Consider the following 15,377-nt stretch of genomic DNA (forward strand, 5'->3'; position numbering starts at 1 on the left):
ACGAGTAATTAATCTAATTTAGGATTTTATTCTTCTAAAAGATCTTGCGAAAATAAATCCATAGTATCTGACTAGTAACCGAGTTTTCTTAATCGAAAAGGCTGGGGAAAACGACTTGATTACTTTCAATCTTGCATAACAGGATGCAGACGGAAGGGCAATACCAATAGAATAATGTGCCCAAGGAATGGCAATAGCATTAGCTTTAGAAGTCCAGCTAAAATAAGTCCAACTTTTATTAAGAGCTGCTATCATCTTTAAACGATGGTTAAGTAGTGCATTACTGTCTGACTGTGTTTCACTCCATGAACCTTCGACATTCTTCCTGTACACCGAGGTGAGTGTAGATAAGTAATATACACGGCCATAAAAAGCCATAAATATCTGTATAAAATAATCTCCAACTGGTGGGTTTATATACTTAAAGTAGCCAGAAATTTGCTGCATAAAATCTGAAGTTATCATCATTGATGCCGTGGGAAGATACCCCTTTTTTCTTGTTACGATATCTTCAGTTTCTATGAACTGATCACATCCATCTAATACGTATGTTAGTTTTTCTGTTTTTTCACTGAGATTTTTTTCTAAAGCTTTGTGACAACTGAGGGTAATATTCCTATACCGTTTGTGAATATCAACTTGTGTCTGTAGTTTATCTGCGTCTATCCAATAATCATCACCTTCACACAATGCAATAAACTTTCCTTTAGCCCGGGTGAAGTTAAACTCAATATTCATTTTTTTCCCTGAGAATATTGATTCTCAACTTGATAAATCGGCTTAATCAGATTCGGATAAGCAGCTTCATACTCCCTGATAATATCTGCCGTTCTATCAGTCGACGCATCATCATGAATCAATATTTCAAAAGGAAAATCTGTTTCCTGAATTAAAAAACCTTCGAGTGCATCTTCAATGTATGCATCATGGTTATAGGTAATACAACAGATACTGACCACAGGGCTCGACAAGTCCCCTTCCCATGACGCCATAATCTCTGTTTGGCTACGCAGATTCCTCATTAGGCATTATTCCTAGCGGATTTATTTGTTAGCAGATGGCTGGCGTAGCCCAGTGCTGGCAACTTCAACATTCGGGAGACCAGTAGGTAGGATAAACAAGCACCGGCTCCAAGCAGTAAAACCTCCGGCAACGCACTCCAGTCCAGTGATATTTGAACAAGCCACACGCAGATAGCAATTACACCAGCCAACAGGAGTGTCGGCATAAAATCAGCTAGTTGCTCTGTAACCGAGTAATTAATCAGTCTTTTCGAGTAATAACTATTCGGTATATATGCCAGAACGGAACTAATAATCTGCCCGAGCAAAATTCCCTCTACACCAAACCTGTAACTGACGAGTAATATCAGCACTGCAAGCGCTTTCTTCACAACCTCAAGCCCTAAAAACAAGTCTGATCTGCCAAGCACTTTGAGCATATTCAAATTAATAGCGTGAATGGGAATCAACACACCAGCCAAGCACATTAATTGAATGTAAATCACCGAAGGCCACCACGCCTCTGGTAAAAAACTATGAAAAAGTGGCTCCGCAAGCGCGGCAAAAAACAAGATTATGGGAAACATAACAAACGTAGTAACTGTAATCACTCTTTTATAACTTTGCTTCAACCGTTCTTTATCGCCCTGAATATTTGCCAATGCTGGGAAAGTAACTTTTTGAATAGAGCTAACCATCTGGTATATGAGTATTTCTCTGATACGATCAGCAAAAAAGTAGAGACCAGCAACACTCGTAGAGAAAAGCTTCGCTATCACCACCACGAACATGTTCTTAAACCCGGTATCCAGCAGATTCGACAAAAACAATTTATAACCAAATCGATACATGGATTTCAGCGAGGCTTTTGACCAAGCCAAGTTAGGCCGCCAGAGGTTCTGTAGCCAGAGGAATATGGCAACAAAAAATGCTGACGTCAGCATCTGTGCAACCAAAGCCCATACCCCAAAGCCATAATAGGCAAATCCCAGAGCCACGATGGCCGAGATGATTGTAGCGGGAAGTGCAGCACGGAACTGAGCTTTAAAGTTCATTTCTCTGCTCAAACAAGCATACTGCACCACCTGAAAAACATTGATTATGACGACCACGCCCGCCACTCGAATCAATGGAATTAACTGATTTTCACCATAAAACCCGGCAATCGCTGGGGCACATATAAATAACAAAAAGTACGAAATAATGCCCAGTAGGATATTGGCAAAGAAGGCGGTATTAAAATCTTCTTGGCTGACTTCAGGTAAGCGGATTAAAGCCTGACGGAAACCAGAGTCCATAAGTGATGTTGCGATACTGATAAAAACCGCCATCATCGCCACAAGGCCGAAGTCTTCAGGACTCAAAAAATAAGCCAGAACTAATGTCACTGCTACTGATATGCCCTTTACTGATATTTGCTCTGCAAAGTTCCAAAGGACACCGATCAGTGTTTTATTGCTCAATGAAGCCATTTTTCTACGGCAGCCTATATTGAAGGCTGAGTATATTTCCATTTCGAGTTTGCTCTACAAATTCATTCTTCTTGTAAAAATGAATAAGACTCTGCGAGCGAGAATCAACTTCAAGTTCAATGAGTCTGTAGTTAGTGTCTCTGGCATATCTCTTTAAAGCTGTTAAAAGATAGCTGCCGAGCCCAATACCTTGAAAAACTTTTTTTATTGAAATTGATGTGATGAAAAGACTTTTTTGTTGCTCATTCAGATAAAAAGCGAAATGGGCAACATCAACCTGCTCCTCCGCCACCAAAAATAGGTTTTTTGCTTTATCAGAAAGCTTTTTCGCATAATCGAATAAATTCACTCTTTCTGATAAAGGATCATAAAAATCAGAATCAACTTGCCTCAAAAAATTCAAGATCCTGTCCGAATCATTAGACCACTCGACTTTGTAACCATTTACGCTCATAGGTAATCAAACTCGCTCAATTTTTGCTGAATTTCTGATTTTCTACAAAACATGATCAAATCAATAATTGATAGCCAAGGTGTGTGCCCACTCTGGTTTTGGTCGTATTCAATTTCTTGTGGTTTAAGAAACTTCAGCGTGAGGTTCTCAGCATCAAAATCATCTTTATCATAAAGGTCTACCCCCCCATGTGGATTGATATAAGTATCAGCATTAAGATTGTGACAAATAGCTTTTACTTTTTCTGCTGATCGTAAATCATGATCAATATCCAGAGAGGATGAGATGACGAGTTCAGTGTCTATGCTCAAGTAATCCCTCACAGTTTTAATTGAGTGATAAACAAAATTGAATAAGTTTTTATCATTAAATAACAGACACTCTCTAAGTAACTTTACCCCTTCATAAAAATGTGGGGTTTTCGCATAAGCTGCCTCAAATTGTCTGAGCAATTTTTTTACATGTTCATCATGAATATCTGAAAGGTAACGCTCTGACACATCAAGATAATCAGAGTCTTTTTTGAGCGGAAGAGTAAACGTTTGAGGTTGACTATTTAGTAAAAAACGATTTCTGTTTATCCAGCCTTTTTTGGTGAACTGAATATTGTCATAAATAACAAACTGGTCAACAGCATTCATTAACTGCCAGTATCCAATATATGGCAGAAAATAAGGCTGCATGATTGCGATGCGTTTACTCATAACCGGGCATATTTTTTGAGAACGTTGAAATTTTCTCTGGCGAGTTGCTTCACTTCTGGAATACGATTTTCCAAGAACTGCTTATATTGATCTTTTTTTGTTAAGCAGCGTTTGATTGTTGCTTTTAGATCTTCACTCGAACATGGATTGGCAACATATTCGCTGACTCCAACCGTCTCTGCAAAACCAGAGAGTTTATGAGCCTTGGGCTCGTGACCATAATCAATAATAACCGTGGGAATATTTTGAGAAAGAGCAGCAACAGCAGCGTGTACCCGTCCACTGACAAGCATATCGAGCTCTCTTACGATGCCTTTTATTTGCCAAGTATCGTAGACTTGATTGAGCACGCAAAAATCTTTGCTTATTCCTCTGTCTTTCAGCACTTTTTCAAGCTGCTTGATGGTGTCGTAATCACGGCCATGCTTAAGCCTAAAAGGGGCTGGTGGAATATCAAATCCATTAGAGTGTGACATCAAACAAACTTTCACATTATTCTCTTCAGTGAGATATTCGACAGCTTCGGCAAAACGTGTGAACTCATCATCGACACGACCGGATTTGTCGAAAGGGCCCTCTTCAAAGTTCCAACCACATAGGATGAAACCGACAATGGGCTTTTGTCGCCTCTGGCTAAAGAGTTCTTCCACTTCGGGTAATAGCTGGATATCCCTTTGAGGGGCAGGCTCAAATAAAAACGCCGGACAAGCCAATGAGTGCGTTTTACTCGTATCGAACCCTTGTTCTTGGAGTAGTGTTGTACTAATGGGTTCACGGTTAGTCACTAACGAGAAATTTGCATAAACCTCTTTTGCCAACTTCAGATTTTTGTCGGAATTAAAAGGTCCGGGAGAACCAGCCAACATCACGACTGGTTTACCTATCAACTGGGCCACACGATCTTTCAGCAGACCAACCTCAAACCTATCTTGGCCAAGAAAGTCAGCATTATCTCCCCATATATCGCCACTGAAATCTATGACAAGGTCTGTATCCAGTATTTCTCTTATAAATGGGGTTATCTCAGTTAACTCACCATTCCGATAGTAATGATTGGCAATTGAGAATTCTTTACGCGCGATTGCTAAATCGTCTGATGACCAACCGTAGTAAAACTCCATTGGAAGAACTGTAACACCCTCAGATTCACAGAATCTCGAACTCATCTGCATGGTTGTTTTTATTTTCGCCGCAGGAAAGACACGACGTAGCTCTCTTATGAACGGTTCGATAATGTAGTAATTGCCGACATTACCAAACTCCATCCTGCCCCAATGCAAAGTGCACTGACCAATAAGTAATATTTTCATGATGATTTTATGGTTCGTCATGACTGATTAACAAAGTGCGAATTACTGTCGTAATAGTGTTTATCTCATCAATATTTAAGTTTGTTCCCGTTGGAAGAACTATCACGCGTTCTGAAATAGCCTGGGTGTTCGGCAACAGCATGCCAGCGTGAGGAAACAATAATTTGTATGGCTTCATGTTATGACATCCCGGCCAGAAGTACTTTCGAGCAAGAATATTTTCAGCATGCAGGGCTTTAACAATGTCATCCCGTGAAACAGGACATGCCTCATCGACTTCCATCACCACGTATTGGTAATTGTTTTTTTGCGCTTCATCGAAGCGGAAAATACTGATTCCCGGCAGCCGTTCGAGCCCTCGCTGATAGGCGAGGTAATTCGATTTATTGTGTTCAATCACCGAGTCGAGATTATCCATATTGACCAGACCCATAGCGGCACAAATTTCTGTCAATTTGCCATTGGTGCCAGGGTAGATAACGTTGTCTACTCCACCAAAGCCAAAGTTACGCATCAGGCGCATTTTTTTGGCGAGTTCATCATTATTGGTAAGAACCGCGCCACCTTCGAAAGTATTGAACAACTTGGTCGCGTGAAAGCTGAGCACTTCGGCTTCGCCAAAATTGCCCATAATTTTGCCTTTGTGAGAGTTACCAAAAGCGTGTGCGGCATCAAACATCAACTTCAGGTTATGTTCATCTGCAATATTTTGTAATTCTTCTACCGGTGCTGCATGTCCCCAAAGGTGAACACCAATGATGCCACTTGTGTTGGGTGTGATCATTTTTCGGACTGACTCAGGATCAAGGCAATGTGTCCCAGCGTCAATGTCTGCAAAAACCGGCGTGATCGCTTGCCAGTGCAGAGCATGCGCAGTGGCAATGAAGGTGTATGAAGGAATGATAACTTCCCCCTTCAGTTCAAGGGCTCTAATAGCTATCTCAAGTGCAACCGTACCATTAGACATGGCAACACAATGTTTGACTCGGTGATGCTGCGCTATTCTCTGCTCAAGCTGTTGCACGAGTGGGCCGTTATTGCTGAGCCATTTGCTTTCAAATATATCTTCGACGTATTTAAGAAACTCATTCTTATCCCCCATATTAGGTCGCCCGACATGCAACTTTTCGCTAAAGGCTGGAGAAGCGCCATTTATGGCGAGATCTGCCGGACTATTTATTTTCTTCATTTTGCACTTCTTTGGGGTTGTGGTCGGAGACTGTCGCTGAAGAGTTACTTCTGAGCGACTCTTTTCTCAGCTCCTCTATTTCTATTTCAAGTTGCTCATACTCACGCATTTTTATTTTTAGAAACTTGGCGGTGATGGCTGCTTTGGCTTCAATACCTTTCGGCGTCAGCTTGTAGAGATAAGCAAGTTTGTTTTTGCTGTTTCGAAAGTTACTGGCTTTGACGATGCCTTTTTCTATCAGCGCCTTGATGCAGTAATTAGCTTTACCAAGACTGATACCCAGCTTTTCAGCCAGCTCACGCTGACTAATTTCGGGATTTTGCTCGATACTTTTTATGATTCGGTAACGCGTTTCGTCTGTAAGCATCCGTAAAACCATCTGTTCAATTGTTGAACAGACATTACAGCAGTTTCCCAACTTGGTAAATAATCCCAAATAAAAATAGGATTTTTTCCCAACAAAAAAGAGGGAATTAAAAATAATCTGACACTTGGGTTTGTAAAAATGTGGCGTGTTTGGTCAGGTGGCGGTCAATAACAGGCGGCATGAATGCCCTGAACGCGCCTCGTCATCCATGAAGAATCCGCTGCTCAGTTGATTTTGCTTGGCATCCATGCCGCTATTGATAGTAGCTATCCAGCCTGCTTACGACAAGTAAGTCAGTGACATTGAGGAGTTAGTCCTGACCGAATAAGTCGCGCGTATAAATTTTGTCGCGTACATCCATGATGTCATCGGTGAGCCGGTTGGCGATGATGACATCGGCGTCATTCTTAAATGTCGTCAAATCCCGCACTACCCGAGAGTTAAAAAAAGTGTCTTCCTTAAGTGCCGGCTCATAGAGGATAATCTCGACGCCTTTGGCTTTGATCCGCTTCATGACGCCTTGAATTGCTGAGGCTCGAAAATTATCTGAGCCTTGTTTCATGACCAGCCGATAAATACCGACGGTTTTCGGCTTGAGTCGCAATACTTGCTCGGCAATAAAGTCTTTTCGCGTGGTGTTGGCATCGACAATCGCCCGAATCAAATTGTTAGGCACATTCTGATAATTGGCCAGCAACTGTTTGGTATCTTTCGGCAGGCAATAGCCACCGTAGCCAAATGAGGGGTTGTTGTAATGATTACCAATGCGCGGATCAAATCCGACGCCTTCAATGATTTGCCGGGTACTCAGGCCATGCATTTCGGCATAGCTATCCAGTTCATTAAAATACGCCACGCGCATGGCGAGGTAAGTATTCGAAAACAACTTGATGGCTTCGGCTTCGGTTGCGTTGGTAAACAGTACTGGAATATCGGTCTTTACCGCGCCTGCAATCAGCAATTTGGCAAACTCATCAGCCCGTTCGCTTTGTTCACCCACCACAATGCGCGAGGGATACAAGTTGTCGTAAAGGGCTTTGCCCTCTCTTAAAAACTCAGGCGAAAAGAGAATATTTTCAGATTGAAACCGTTCAGCCAATGCCGACGTATAGCCTACAGGCACCGTCGACTTGATAACAATCACAGCATTCGGGTTAATCGCCAGTACATCAGCGACGACAGATTCAACACTGTGTGTATTGAAATAATTCGTATCAGGATCATAATCGGTTGGCGTAGCGATAATGACAAAATCGGCATCTTGATACGCTTGAACTTTATCAAGGGTCGCGGTGAGATTTAGCGATTTATGCTGCAAGTAATACCGTATTTCAGCATCTTCAATCGGCGATTGCTGCTGATTGAGCAAATCGACTTTAGCCGCATCAATATCTAAGGCGACGACCTCGTTGTGTTGGGCAAGTAAGACTGCCAGCGATAAACCCACATAGCCGGTTCCGGCAACTGCTATTTTCATTGCGTTATCCCGCAAACACTCATCTCAGCCAGTCAGTCTGACATAGCTACATTACTCAACTGTGACAGATTTGGCGAGATTACGTGGCTGATCGACATCAGTACCTTTAATTAACGCCACATGGTAGCTGAGTAGCTGCAATAAGATGTTATAGGTTATCGGCGCCGTGATACGGCCCACATTGGAAGTAGCTTTAACCACTTTAAAACTCGGTTCAGAGCTGAGATCTGAGTGTTCATCCTCAAAGACAATCATTTGTCCGCCCCGGGCTTTGACTTCTTGCAAATTGGACTTCAGTTTTTCCAGCAAGTCATCCAGGGGCGCAATAGCAATAACCGGCATACTCTCATCGATCAAGGCCAGCGGGCCATGCTTCAACTCCCCCGCCGGATAGGCCTCAGCATGGATGTAACTGATTTCTTTCAGCTTCAGCGCCCCTTCAAGGGCTATCGGATACATGGTACCGCGACCTAAAAACAAGGCATGCTGTTTATCGGCAAAATCTCGTGCGATTTCCTGAATTTCAGCTTCATTGATTAGTGCTTGCTGGATCAGATTTGGCAATTTTTGCAGGCCCTGACTGATCAACCGTTCACGCTCACTGTCCACCCGGTTCTGGACTTTGCCAATACTGGTCAGCATCAAGGCCAGTGCCACCAACTGCGTGGTAAACGCTTTGGTCGAGGCGACCCCAATTTCCGGGCCCGCATGGGTTAAAAACACTAAATCGGCTTCGCGCGTCAGACTGCTCTCGGCAACATTACAGATACTTAAGGTCGATATATTATCCAAGCGCCGTTCTTGCCGTTTTCCATGCTGCCGTATTGCTTTAATTTGCTGCAGTGCCGCCAGCGTATCGGCGGTTTCCCCAGATTGGCTGATGGTGACAAATAGCGTGTTATTTTCAATGACTGGATTTCGATAGCGAAATTCACTGGCCACCTCAACCTGACACGGCAATCCAATAATATCCTCAGCCCAGTAACGTGCAACCAGCCCGGCATGGTAACTGGTGCCACAGGCAATAATATGAATGCGGTCAAGACGGTTGAAAATAGACTCTGCCAATGGCCCAAAACTGGAAACCAGCACCTGATCCTGAGTTAATCGACCTTCGAGGGTATCGACTACCGCCTGAGGCTGCTCAAAAATTTCCTTGTGCATGTAGTGGCGGTGCTCGCCAAGTTCGACTGAGGTGATATTGAGTGAAGATTCTTTCACGGGCCGAACAACGGGTTCACCTGTCTCTGACCGGAAAATATCGACTTTGTCACGGCTAATCCGTGCAATGTCGCCATCTTCAAGAAAAATAAAATTCTGGGTCACTGGCAATAACGCCGAAACATCCGAAGCAATAAAGTGTTCGCCAATCCCAATACCAATCACCAGCGGGCTCCCTTTTCGGGCGGCAATCAACGTTTCTGGATCATCGGTTGCCACCACCCCCAAGGCATAAGCACCTTGAAATTGCGCCAAGGCTTCCCGTACAGCAGACAGACTGTCTTGCAATGGCTTATCTGCCGTTGGCGACTGATACATGGCTTGATAAATAGCGTGAGCAACAACTTCGGTATCCGTTTCAGAAGTGAATCGATAACCTTGCGCTTTTTGTTGTTGCTTGAGTGATTGGTAATTCTCAATAATGCCATTATGAACTACCGCAACCCGATGATTGCAGATATGCGGATGGGCGTTGTGTTCCGCAGGAATACCATGAGTGGCCCAGCGCGTATGCGCGATGCCGACATGACCAGAGAATGGTGAAGTCAACGCCTCGATTTTGTGTTCCAGCTGTTTTATTTTACCCAAGGAACGCACGCGCTCAAGCTGTTGTTCGGCAGTAATCAATGCCAAACCCGAAGAATCATAGCCCCGATATTCCAGACGGCGTAAGCCCTCCATTAAAATTGGCGTTACGTTTCTTTCTGCAATACCACCGACAATGCCACACACAGCTAAATTCGTCCCCTGCTTTTATTAACTTTGATTATACCTGACCTGACGCTGACATCGCCTGCTGACTCTGCAACCAATCTTCTGGATCGGATTGCGGCGTAAAACCATCAATATGCGTCAGCAACAAAGCACGAATCTGGCCGTAATCGTCCTGTTCAATCGCTGCCGACAGTTGGTCCAGAATGTCCTGCAATACCGGCCAGATAATCACCTGTTCTTCGGCACGCATGATTTTAGGGTGTCTGGTAACAGCAACATGACTGCCAATCAGCAATTCTTCATAGAGCTTTTCACCGGGCCGTAAACCGGTAAACTGAATTTCAATGTCGCCGTCAGGTCGGGTTTCGTCTCGGATCGACAAACCACTGAGATGCACCAATCGGCGCGCCAAATCTATGATTTTTACCGGCTCACCCATATCCAGCACAAACACATCTCCGCCCTCACCCATCGCCCCAGCCTGAATAACCAACTCCGCGGCTTCGGGAATGGTCATAAAGTAGCGGATGATGTCAGGATGCGTGACTGTGACCGGCCCACCATTGGCAATTTGCTGGCGAAATAAGGGGATGACCGAACCTGACGAGCCAAGCACATTACCAAATCGGACCATGGTAAAACGGGTGGCTGATTGCGGTTCATTGGTCGCCAGCGCCTGTAAAATCAATTCAGCAAATCGCTTACTTGCGCCCATGGTATTCGTTGGCCGCACCGCTTTGTCAGTCGAAATCAATACCATCGTTTCGACTTCAGCTGCCATCGCTGCCAATGCCGTGTTCAGTGTCCCTAACACATTATTACGCACCCCTTCCGTGATGTTTTTTTCCACCATCGGCACATGCTTGTAGGCAGCGGCATGATAAATCGTTTGCACACCAAAATGCTGACAGGCCTTTTGCAACCGATTTTTATCCAGCACCGACCCTAACAGGCTGACAATCGGTACATCACGTCCCAGGTGGTGCAACGATTTTTCGATTTCATAAAGGGCATATTCGCTGATTTCATACAGCACCAGTTGTCTCGGCTGCTGCTGAATAATCTGCCGGCACAGCTCACTGCCAATCGATCCCCCAGCCCCGGTAACCATGACGGTTTTATCGGTGATATTACGCGTTAACAACACGGTATCTGGCGCCACTGGCTCACGACCAAGTAAGTCGCCGATTTCCACCTCGCGAATATCCGAAACACTGATTTTGCCCTGCGCGATTTCGCTCATGCCCGGCAAGGTGCGAATCCGGACAGGATAGCTCTCCAGTGTCTGTAAAATCTGCTGACGTTGTCGACGAGATACCGAGGGCATGGCCAACAGTAATTCTGCTGTTTCAAAGCGCTTAATCAAGCTCGACAATGCGCTGGGCGCATAGACGGTTAGTCCATTAATTTGTTGATGATGCAAAGTTTGATCGTCATCGATAAAAGCAACGGGCCGTAATTGATTACCCATTTTTAATATCGCCGCCAATTGGGCACCGGCTGCACCCGCACCATAAATAATCACCGGCGGCAAAAACTCAGCTTGTTTTCGACGTTGCTCAGAGGAAATTTGCTGACGGGTAAACGCCCAACGCGCCATGATACGGCTGCCACCGATCATCAAAACCAGCAAAATCGCGTTGATCGCATAAATGGTTCTGGGAACCAAACCCGCATATTCTCTTGCTAATAAAATGACCACAGCAAGAATGAGAGTATAGAGAGTGATAGCTTTTAATATTGCCCAAATGGCATCGAGGCCAATATAGCGAATCACCGTGCGATAAAGCCCGAAGCGAGCAAAAACAGGTATTGCTAACAGCGGCGACAGCAGGAATAACCACCATTGCTGCGGCGGCGGGGTATAAATCGTGCTCAGTCTGAGGCAATAGGCCAGCCATAAAGCCAGCATCACCGCAGTATAATCAACGGACAACGTGATCAGTCGCTTGACCATGCGTGGCCGAGCTAAAAACCAGTCACTTAATCGAAGAGCTAAACGACGCACTATCAGAAGGGATCCCTGTCCGTTAGTAAACTGGCATTATTCCATGCCAAACTCACTGAACCCAAATGTTTCATCATGGTAGGGCAACAGATTGTAATACCCACTGTAAACTCTGTCGCCAATCAGGCAAGCACAAGTCATAATGCTCTTTTAACTTTTGATTACTCAAGACCGAATAGGCTGGACGTTGGGCAATAGCAGGATAATCGTTTGAAGTGACCGCTTCTAATAGAGGGATGTTGTGGCCCTGTTGACTTAACGCTTCAAAAATAGCTTTAGCAAATTGATACCAACTGGTTTGGCCCGAGGCAGATACATGGTAGATACCTGACTGCTGGAAGTGCCTCAGCATCTGCGCCGCAGTGTCAGCCAAATGACGACTCCAGGTAGGCGCACCGATCTGGTCATCGACCACCGATAATGTGGATCGGGTTTTGGCAAGTTGGCGCATCGTGTTAAAAAAATTCTGCCCATTTTCGCCATATACCCAACCGGTTCTCAAAATCAGATGTTGGCATTGACTGGCCGTGATCGCCTGCTCACCGGCCAGTTTACTGGCGCCATATTGGTTGAGCGGCGCCGTCGGATCCGTTTCACGCCATGGTGTGGCACCTTGTCCGTTAAATACATAGTCGGTTGAAAAATGCAGTAGACGACCACCATTTTTCGCTAATGTCTCTGCCATAACAGCCGGTGCTAAAGCGTTGATTTGAGTGGCTAATGCCGGTTCTGACTCGGCTTTATCGACGGCGGTATAAGCCGCCGCATTGACAACCCAGTCTGGTTGCAACTGCTTAAGCAAAGATTGAATCGCCTGACTATTGGCCAGATCCAGTTGGGCGCGGGTCAGAAAATGACAATCAGCGACAAGCGATAAGCTTCGTTGTAATTGCCAGCCCAACTGACCAGAGGCACCCAGTAACAGAACTTTCATTCAGGGATAAACCTCAGCATCAGCAAATAAGCGACCTTGGCGATCTTTTTCTGACAGTTGTGGCGCGTTGGTCAATGGCCAATCAATTGCCAATTGGGGATCATCCCATCGCACTGTTCGCTCAAACTCGGGTGCATAGTAATCGGTTGTTTTATAAATAAAATCTGCCGTTTCACTAAGCACTAAAAAACCATGAGCAAAACCGGGCGGAATCCAGAGTTGTTCCTGCCCTTCAGCAGTGAGTACTTCACCTACCCACTGACCAAAACTGGCGGCGTGTTGGCGTAAATCGACAGCTACATCAAATACCTTGCCACTGAGAACACGCACTAACTTACCTTGTGGTTGCTGGATTTGATAATGCAGACCACGTAATACGCCTTGCATGGATCGGGAGTGATTGTCCTGCACAAATTCCAGATCAAGCCCTAACTGCGCCTTTAGGGTGCGTTTATTATAGCTTTCCATAAAAAAGCCACGAGCATCGCCAAAAACACGCGGTTTCAGCAGTTTGACTTCGGGTATCGCGGTATCCATGACTTGCATCAGAAAATGGTCTCATTAACCAGATGCTGCAAATAGGCGCCATAGCCACTTTTAACGAGCGGTTTTGCCAACGCCAATAATTGCTCAGCCGATATATAGCCCATCCGATAAGCGATTTCTTCCGGACACATCACTTTCAAGCCTTGTCGGCGTTCAATGGTTTGAATAAAAGTAGAAGCATCCAACAATGCATCATGGGTACCAGTATCCAGCCACGCCATGCCGCGCCCCATTGCCTCAACATGCAACTGTCCTGCACTGAGATATTGGCGGTTCACATCGGTAATTTCCAGTTCGCCGCGCGCAGAAGGCGTCAGGTTTTGAGCGATGTCCCGCACCTGATTATCATAAAAATACAGGCCAGTGACAGCATAACGGGAACGCGGCTGAGCCGGTTTTTCTTCAATATGCGTTGCACTACCGGCTTTATCAAATTCAACGACTCCATATCTTTCCGGGTCGCTGACCGGGTAGGCAAAAACGCTGGCGCCGTCTTTGCGGTCATCCGCATCCTGCATTAATTCCATCAGCTCATGTCCATAAAACAGATTGTCACCCAGAATCAAAGCACACGGATTATTATTAATAAAGCTGTCGGCAATCGTAAACGCTTCAGCGATACCTTTAGGTTCAATTTGCACCCGATATTGCAGCGCGATCCCCCAGTCTGATCCATCGCCTAACAGCGCCTGAAGCAGTGGCGTATCTTTCGGTGTTGAAATGATGCAAATATCCCGTATCCCTGCCAGCATCAAGGTTGCCAGCGGATAATAAATCATTGGTTTATCGTAGACGGGTAACAATTGTTTACAGACGGATTGCGTGACTGGATATAGCCGTGTGCCACTGCCTCCCGCCAGTAAAATACCCTTGCGCTGACTCATAATCCCAGCTCCTGCAGGCCAAGCCGCTGCTGCTGATAGTGACCATTTTGGATTTGCTTACACCAATCATGGTTATCCAAGTACCACTGCACCGTTTTCTGTAATCCGCTGTCAAAATCTTCTCGTGGCTGCCAGCCTAGTTCACGACGAATTTTACTGGCATCAATTGCATAACGTACGTCATGGCCGGGGCGATCTGTGACAAACTGAATCAATTCCCGATACGTGCGTCCTGATGTAGTCGGTTGCAAGCTGTCGAGCGTTGAGCAAATCTGATTGACGACTTCAAGATTAGTGCGCTCATTCTGACCACCAATATTATAAGTTTCGCCCGGCCGGCCTTGCTCCAAAATAAGCTGAAGTGCCCGAACATGATCTTCAACATAAAGCCAATCACGAATATGTTGACCATCACCATAAACCGGTAAGCTTTTGCCAGCTAATCCGTTTAAAATCATTAGTGGAATCAATTTTTCCGGAAACTGATAAGGGCCATAGTTATTTGAGCAATTGGTGACCAATACTGGCAAACCATAGGTGTGATGCCATGCCCGAACCAGATGATCACTGCCCGCTTTAGTTGCTGAATAGGGTGAATTGGGTTGATAGGGGCTGGCTTCCGAAAACAGGCCATGTTCACCCAGCGTTCCAAAGACTTCATCCGTCGAAATATGTTGAAATCGAAACTGTCGCTGCTCTGAACCGCGCAATGTTGTCCAATAACTTCGCGCCGCCTCCAGCAGTGTGTAGGTACCAATTAAATTGGTTTGTACAAATGCGGCGGGCCCATCTATTGAGCGATCAACATGTGACTCTGCCGCCAAATGCAAAATCGCCGCGGGTCGATAATCGGCAAACAGCTGTTGCATTCTAGTGGCATCGGCAATATCTGCTTGAATAAAATGATATCGCTGATGGTCAACGACCTGTGCCAGCGAGGCCAGATTGCCAGCATAAGTCAACTTATCAATATTAATAACCTGATAATCCGTCGTTTTTATCAAATGACGGATTAATGCAGAACCGATAAAGCCGGCACCGCCTGTAATCAATAAGGTCTTGGCATTCATTCCGGTGAGTTTACCTGAGTCGTTGT

The 15,377-nt window shown here is 45.1% G+C and carries 15 protein-coding genes; all 15 read right to left on the bottom strand.

Going from position 1 to position 15,377, the window contains the following annotated elements; translation table 11 throughout:
• Positions 1-18: 18 nt before the first annotated feature.
• On the bottom strand, positions 19-738 hold the full coding sequence (locus tag Q7C_RS13260; protein ID WP_014703327.1) for a glycosyltransferase family protein: 720 nt from the start codon (positions 736-738) through the stop codon (positions 19-21).
• Positions 735-1,022, bottom strand: a complete 288-nt coding sequence (locus Q7C_RS13760) for a glycosyltransferase family 2 protein (protein ID WP_014703328.1) — start codon at positions 1,020-1,022, stop codon at positions 735-737. The genes Q7C_RS13260 and Q7C_RS13760 overlap by 4 nt, the downstream gene beginning before the upstream one ends.
• Complete coding sequence (locus Q7C_RS03570; RefSeq protein ID WP_014703329.1) at positions 1,022-2,515, bottom strand: lipopolysaccharide biosynthesis protein; 1,494 nt, start codon at positions 2,513-2,515, stop codon at positions 1,022-1,024. Before Q7C_RS03570 ends, Q7C_RS13760 begins: the two co-directional genes overlap by 1 nt.
• Positions 2,478-2,867: a GNAT family N-acetyltransferase gene (locus tag Q7C_RS03575; protein WP_014703330.1), complete on the bottom strand. Its 390-nt coding sequence runs from the start codon at positions 2,865-2,867 to the stop codon at positions 2,478-2,480. Before Q7C_RS03575 ends, Q7C_RS03570 begins: the two co-directional genes overlap by 38 nt.
• Positions 2,868-2,923: 56 nt before the next feature.
• Complete coding sequence (locus tag Q7C_RS03580; protein ID WP_041366480.1) at positions 2,924-3,631, bottom strand: WbqC family protein; 708 nt, start codon at positions 3,629-3,631, stop codon at positions 2,924-2,926.
• The gene (locus Q7C_RS03585) at positions 3,628-4,941 is read right to left on the bottom strand and encodes a polysaccharide pyruvyl transferase family protein (RefSeq protein ID WP_202946514.1); all 1,314 of its coding nucleotides are present in this window, start codon (positions 4,939-4,941) and stop codon (positions 3,628-3,630) included. The genes Q7C_RS03580 and Q7C_RS03585 overlap by 4 nt, the downstream gene beginning before the upstream one ends.
• 7 nt (positions 4,942-4,948) lie before the next feature.
• Positions 4,949-6,130 carry a DegT/DnrJ/EryC1/StrS family aminotransferase gene (locus Q7C_RS03590; RefSeq protein WP_041366482.1) on the bottom strand — a complete coding sequence of 394 codons (1,182 nt, stop codon included), beginning with the start codon at positions 6,128-6,130 and terminating at the stop codon, positions 4,949-4,951.
• Positions 6,114-6,497 (bottom strand): MarR family EPS-associated transcriptional regulator, encoded by a 384-nt coding sequence (locus tag Q7C_RS03595; RefSeq protein ID WP_014703334.1) that lies wholly within the window; start codon positions 6,495-6,497, stop codon positions 6,114-6,116. Before Q7C_RS03595 ends, Q7C_RS03590 begins: the two co-directional genes overlap by 17 nt.
• Positions 6,498-6,807: 310 nt before the next feature.
• Positions 6,808-7,974 (bottom strand): nucleotide sugar dehydrogenase, encoded by a 1,167-nt coding sequence (locus tag Q7C_RS03600; protein ID WP_014703335.1) that lies wholly within the window; start codon positions 7,972-7,974, stop codon positions 6,808-6,810.
• A 51-nt stretch (positions 7,975-8,025) separates the two neighbouring features.
• The gene (glmS, locus tag Q7C_RS03605) at positions 8,026-9,927 is read right to left on the bottom strand and encodes a glutamine--fructose-6-phosphate transaminase (isomerizing) (protein WP_014703336.1); all 1,902 of its coding nucleotides are present in this window, start codon (positions 9,925-9,927) and stop codon (positions 8,026-8,028) included.
• A gap of 34 nt (positions 9,928-9,961) precedes the next feature.
• Entirely contained in the window at positions 9,962-11,917 is a 1,956-nt protein-coding gene (locus tag Q7C_RS03610) for a polysaccharide biosynthesis protein (protein WP_014703337.1), read from the bottom strand.
• Positions 11,918-11,990: 73 nt separating this feature from the next.
• On the bottom strand, positions 11,991-12,851 hold the full coding sequence (rfbD, locus tag Q7C_RS03615; protein WP_014703338.1) for a dTDP-4-dehydrorhamnose reductase: 861 nt from the start codon (positions 12,849-12,851) through the stop codon (positions 11,991-11,993).
• Positions 12,852-13,397: a dTDP-4-dehydrorhamnose 3,5-epimerase gene (gene rfbC / locus Q7C_RS03620; protein WP_014703339.1), complete on the bottom strand. Its 546-nt coding sequence runs from the start codon at positions 13,395-13,397 to the stop codon at positions 12,852-12,854.
• Positions 13,397-14,281, bottom strand: a complete 885-nt coding sequence (gene rfbA, locus Q7C_RS03625) for a glucose-1-phosphate thymidylyltransferase RfbA (RefSeq protein ID WP_014703340.1) — start codon at positions 14,279-14,281, stop codon at positions 13,397-13,399. The genes rfbC and rfbA overlap by 1 nt, the downstream gene beginning before the upstream one ends.
• Positions 14,278-15,351: a dTDP-glucose 4,6-dehydratase gene (gene rfbB / locus Q7C_RS03630; RefSeq protein WP_014703341.1), complete on the bottom strand. Its 1,074-nt coding sequence runs from the start codon at positions 15,349-15,351 to the stop codon at positions 14,278-14,280. Before rfbB ends, rfbA begins: the two co-directional genes overlap by 4 nt.
• Positions 15,352-15,377: the final 26 nt, after the last annotated feature.

The sequence above is a fragment of the Methylophaga frappieri genome, assembly GCF_000260965.1.
In the GTDB taxonomy this organism is placed as follows: domain Bacteria; phylum Pseudomonadota; class Gammaproteobacteria; order Nitrosococcales; family Methylophagaceae; genus Methylophaga; species Methylophaga frappieri.

Bases quoted from the DNA above. Each gene is read 5' to 3' on its own strand.
- Q7C_RS03590 (WP_041366482.1), bottom strand. From the start codon at position 6,130: ATGAAGAAAATAAATAGTCCGGCAGATCTCGCCATAAATGGCGCTTCT.
- rfbB (WP_014703341.1), bottom strand. From the start codon at position 15,351: ATGAATGCCAAGACCTTATTGATTACAGGCGGTGCCGGCTTTATCGGT.
- Q7C_RS03585 (WP_202946514.1), bottom strand. From the start codon at position 4,941: ATGAAAATATTACTTATTGGTCAGTGCACTTTGCATTGGGGCAGGATG.
- rfbD (WP_014703338.1), bottom strand. From the start codon at position 12,851: ATGAAAGTTCTGTTACTGGGTGCCTCTGGTCAGTTGGGCTGGCAATTA.
- Q7C_RS03580 (WP_041366480.1), bottom strand. From the start codon at position 3,631: ATGAGTAAACGCATCGCAATCATGCAGCCTTATTTTCTGCCATATATT.
- rfbA (WP_014703340.1), bottom strand. From the start codon at position 14,281: ATGAGTCAGCGCAAGGGTATTTTACTGGCGGGAGGCAGTGGCACACGG.
- Q7C_RS13260 (WP_014703327.1), bottom strand. From the start codon at position 738: ATGAATATTGAGTTTAACTTCACCCGGGCTAAAGGAAAGTTTATTGCA.
- Q7C_RS03600 (WP_014703335.1), bottom strand. From the start codon at position 7,974: ATGAAAATAGCAGTTGCCGGAACCGGCTATGTGGGTTTATCGCTGGCA.
- Q7C_RS03570 (WP_014703329.1), bottom strand. From the start codon at position 2,515: ATGGAAATATACTCAGCCTTCAATATAGGCTGCCGTAGAAAAATGGCT.
- Q7C_RS03595 (WP_014703334.1), bottom strand. From the start codon at position 6,497: ATGCTTACAGACGAAACGCGTTACCGAATCATAAAAAGTATCGAGCAA.
- Q7C_RS13760 (WP_014703328.1), bottom strand. From the start codon at position 1,022: ATGAGGAATCTGCGTAGCCAAACAGAGATTATGGCGTCATGGGAAGGG.
- rfbC (WP_014703339.1), bottom strand. From the start codon at position 13,397: ATGCAAGTCATGGATACCGCGATACCCGAAGTCAAACTGCTGAAACCG.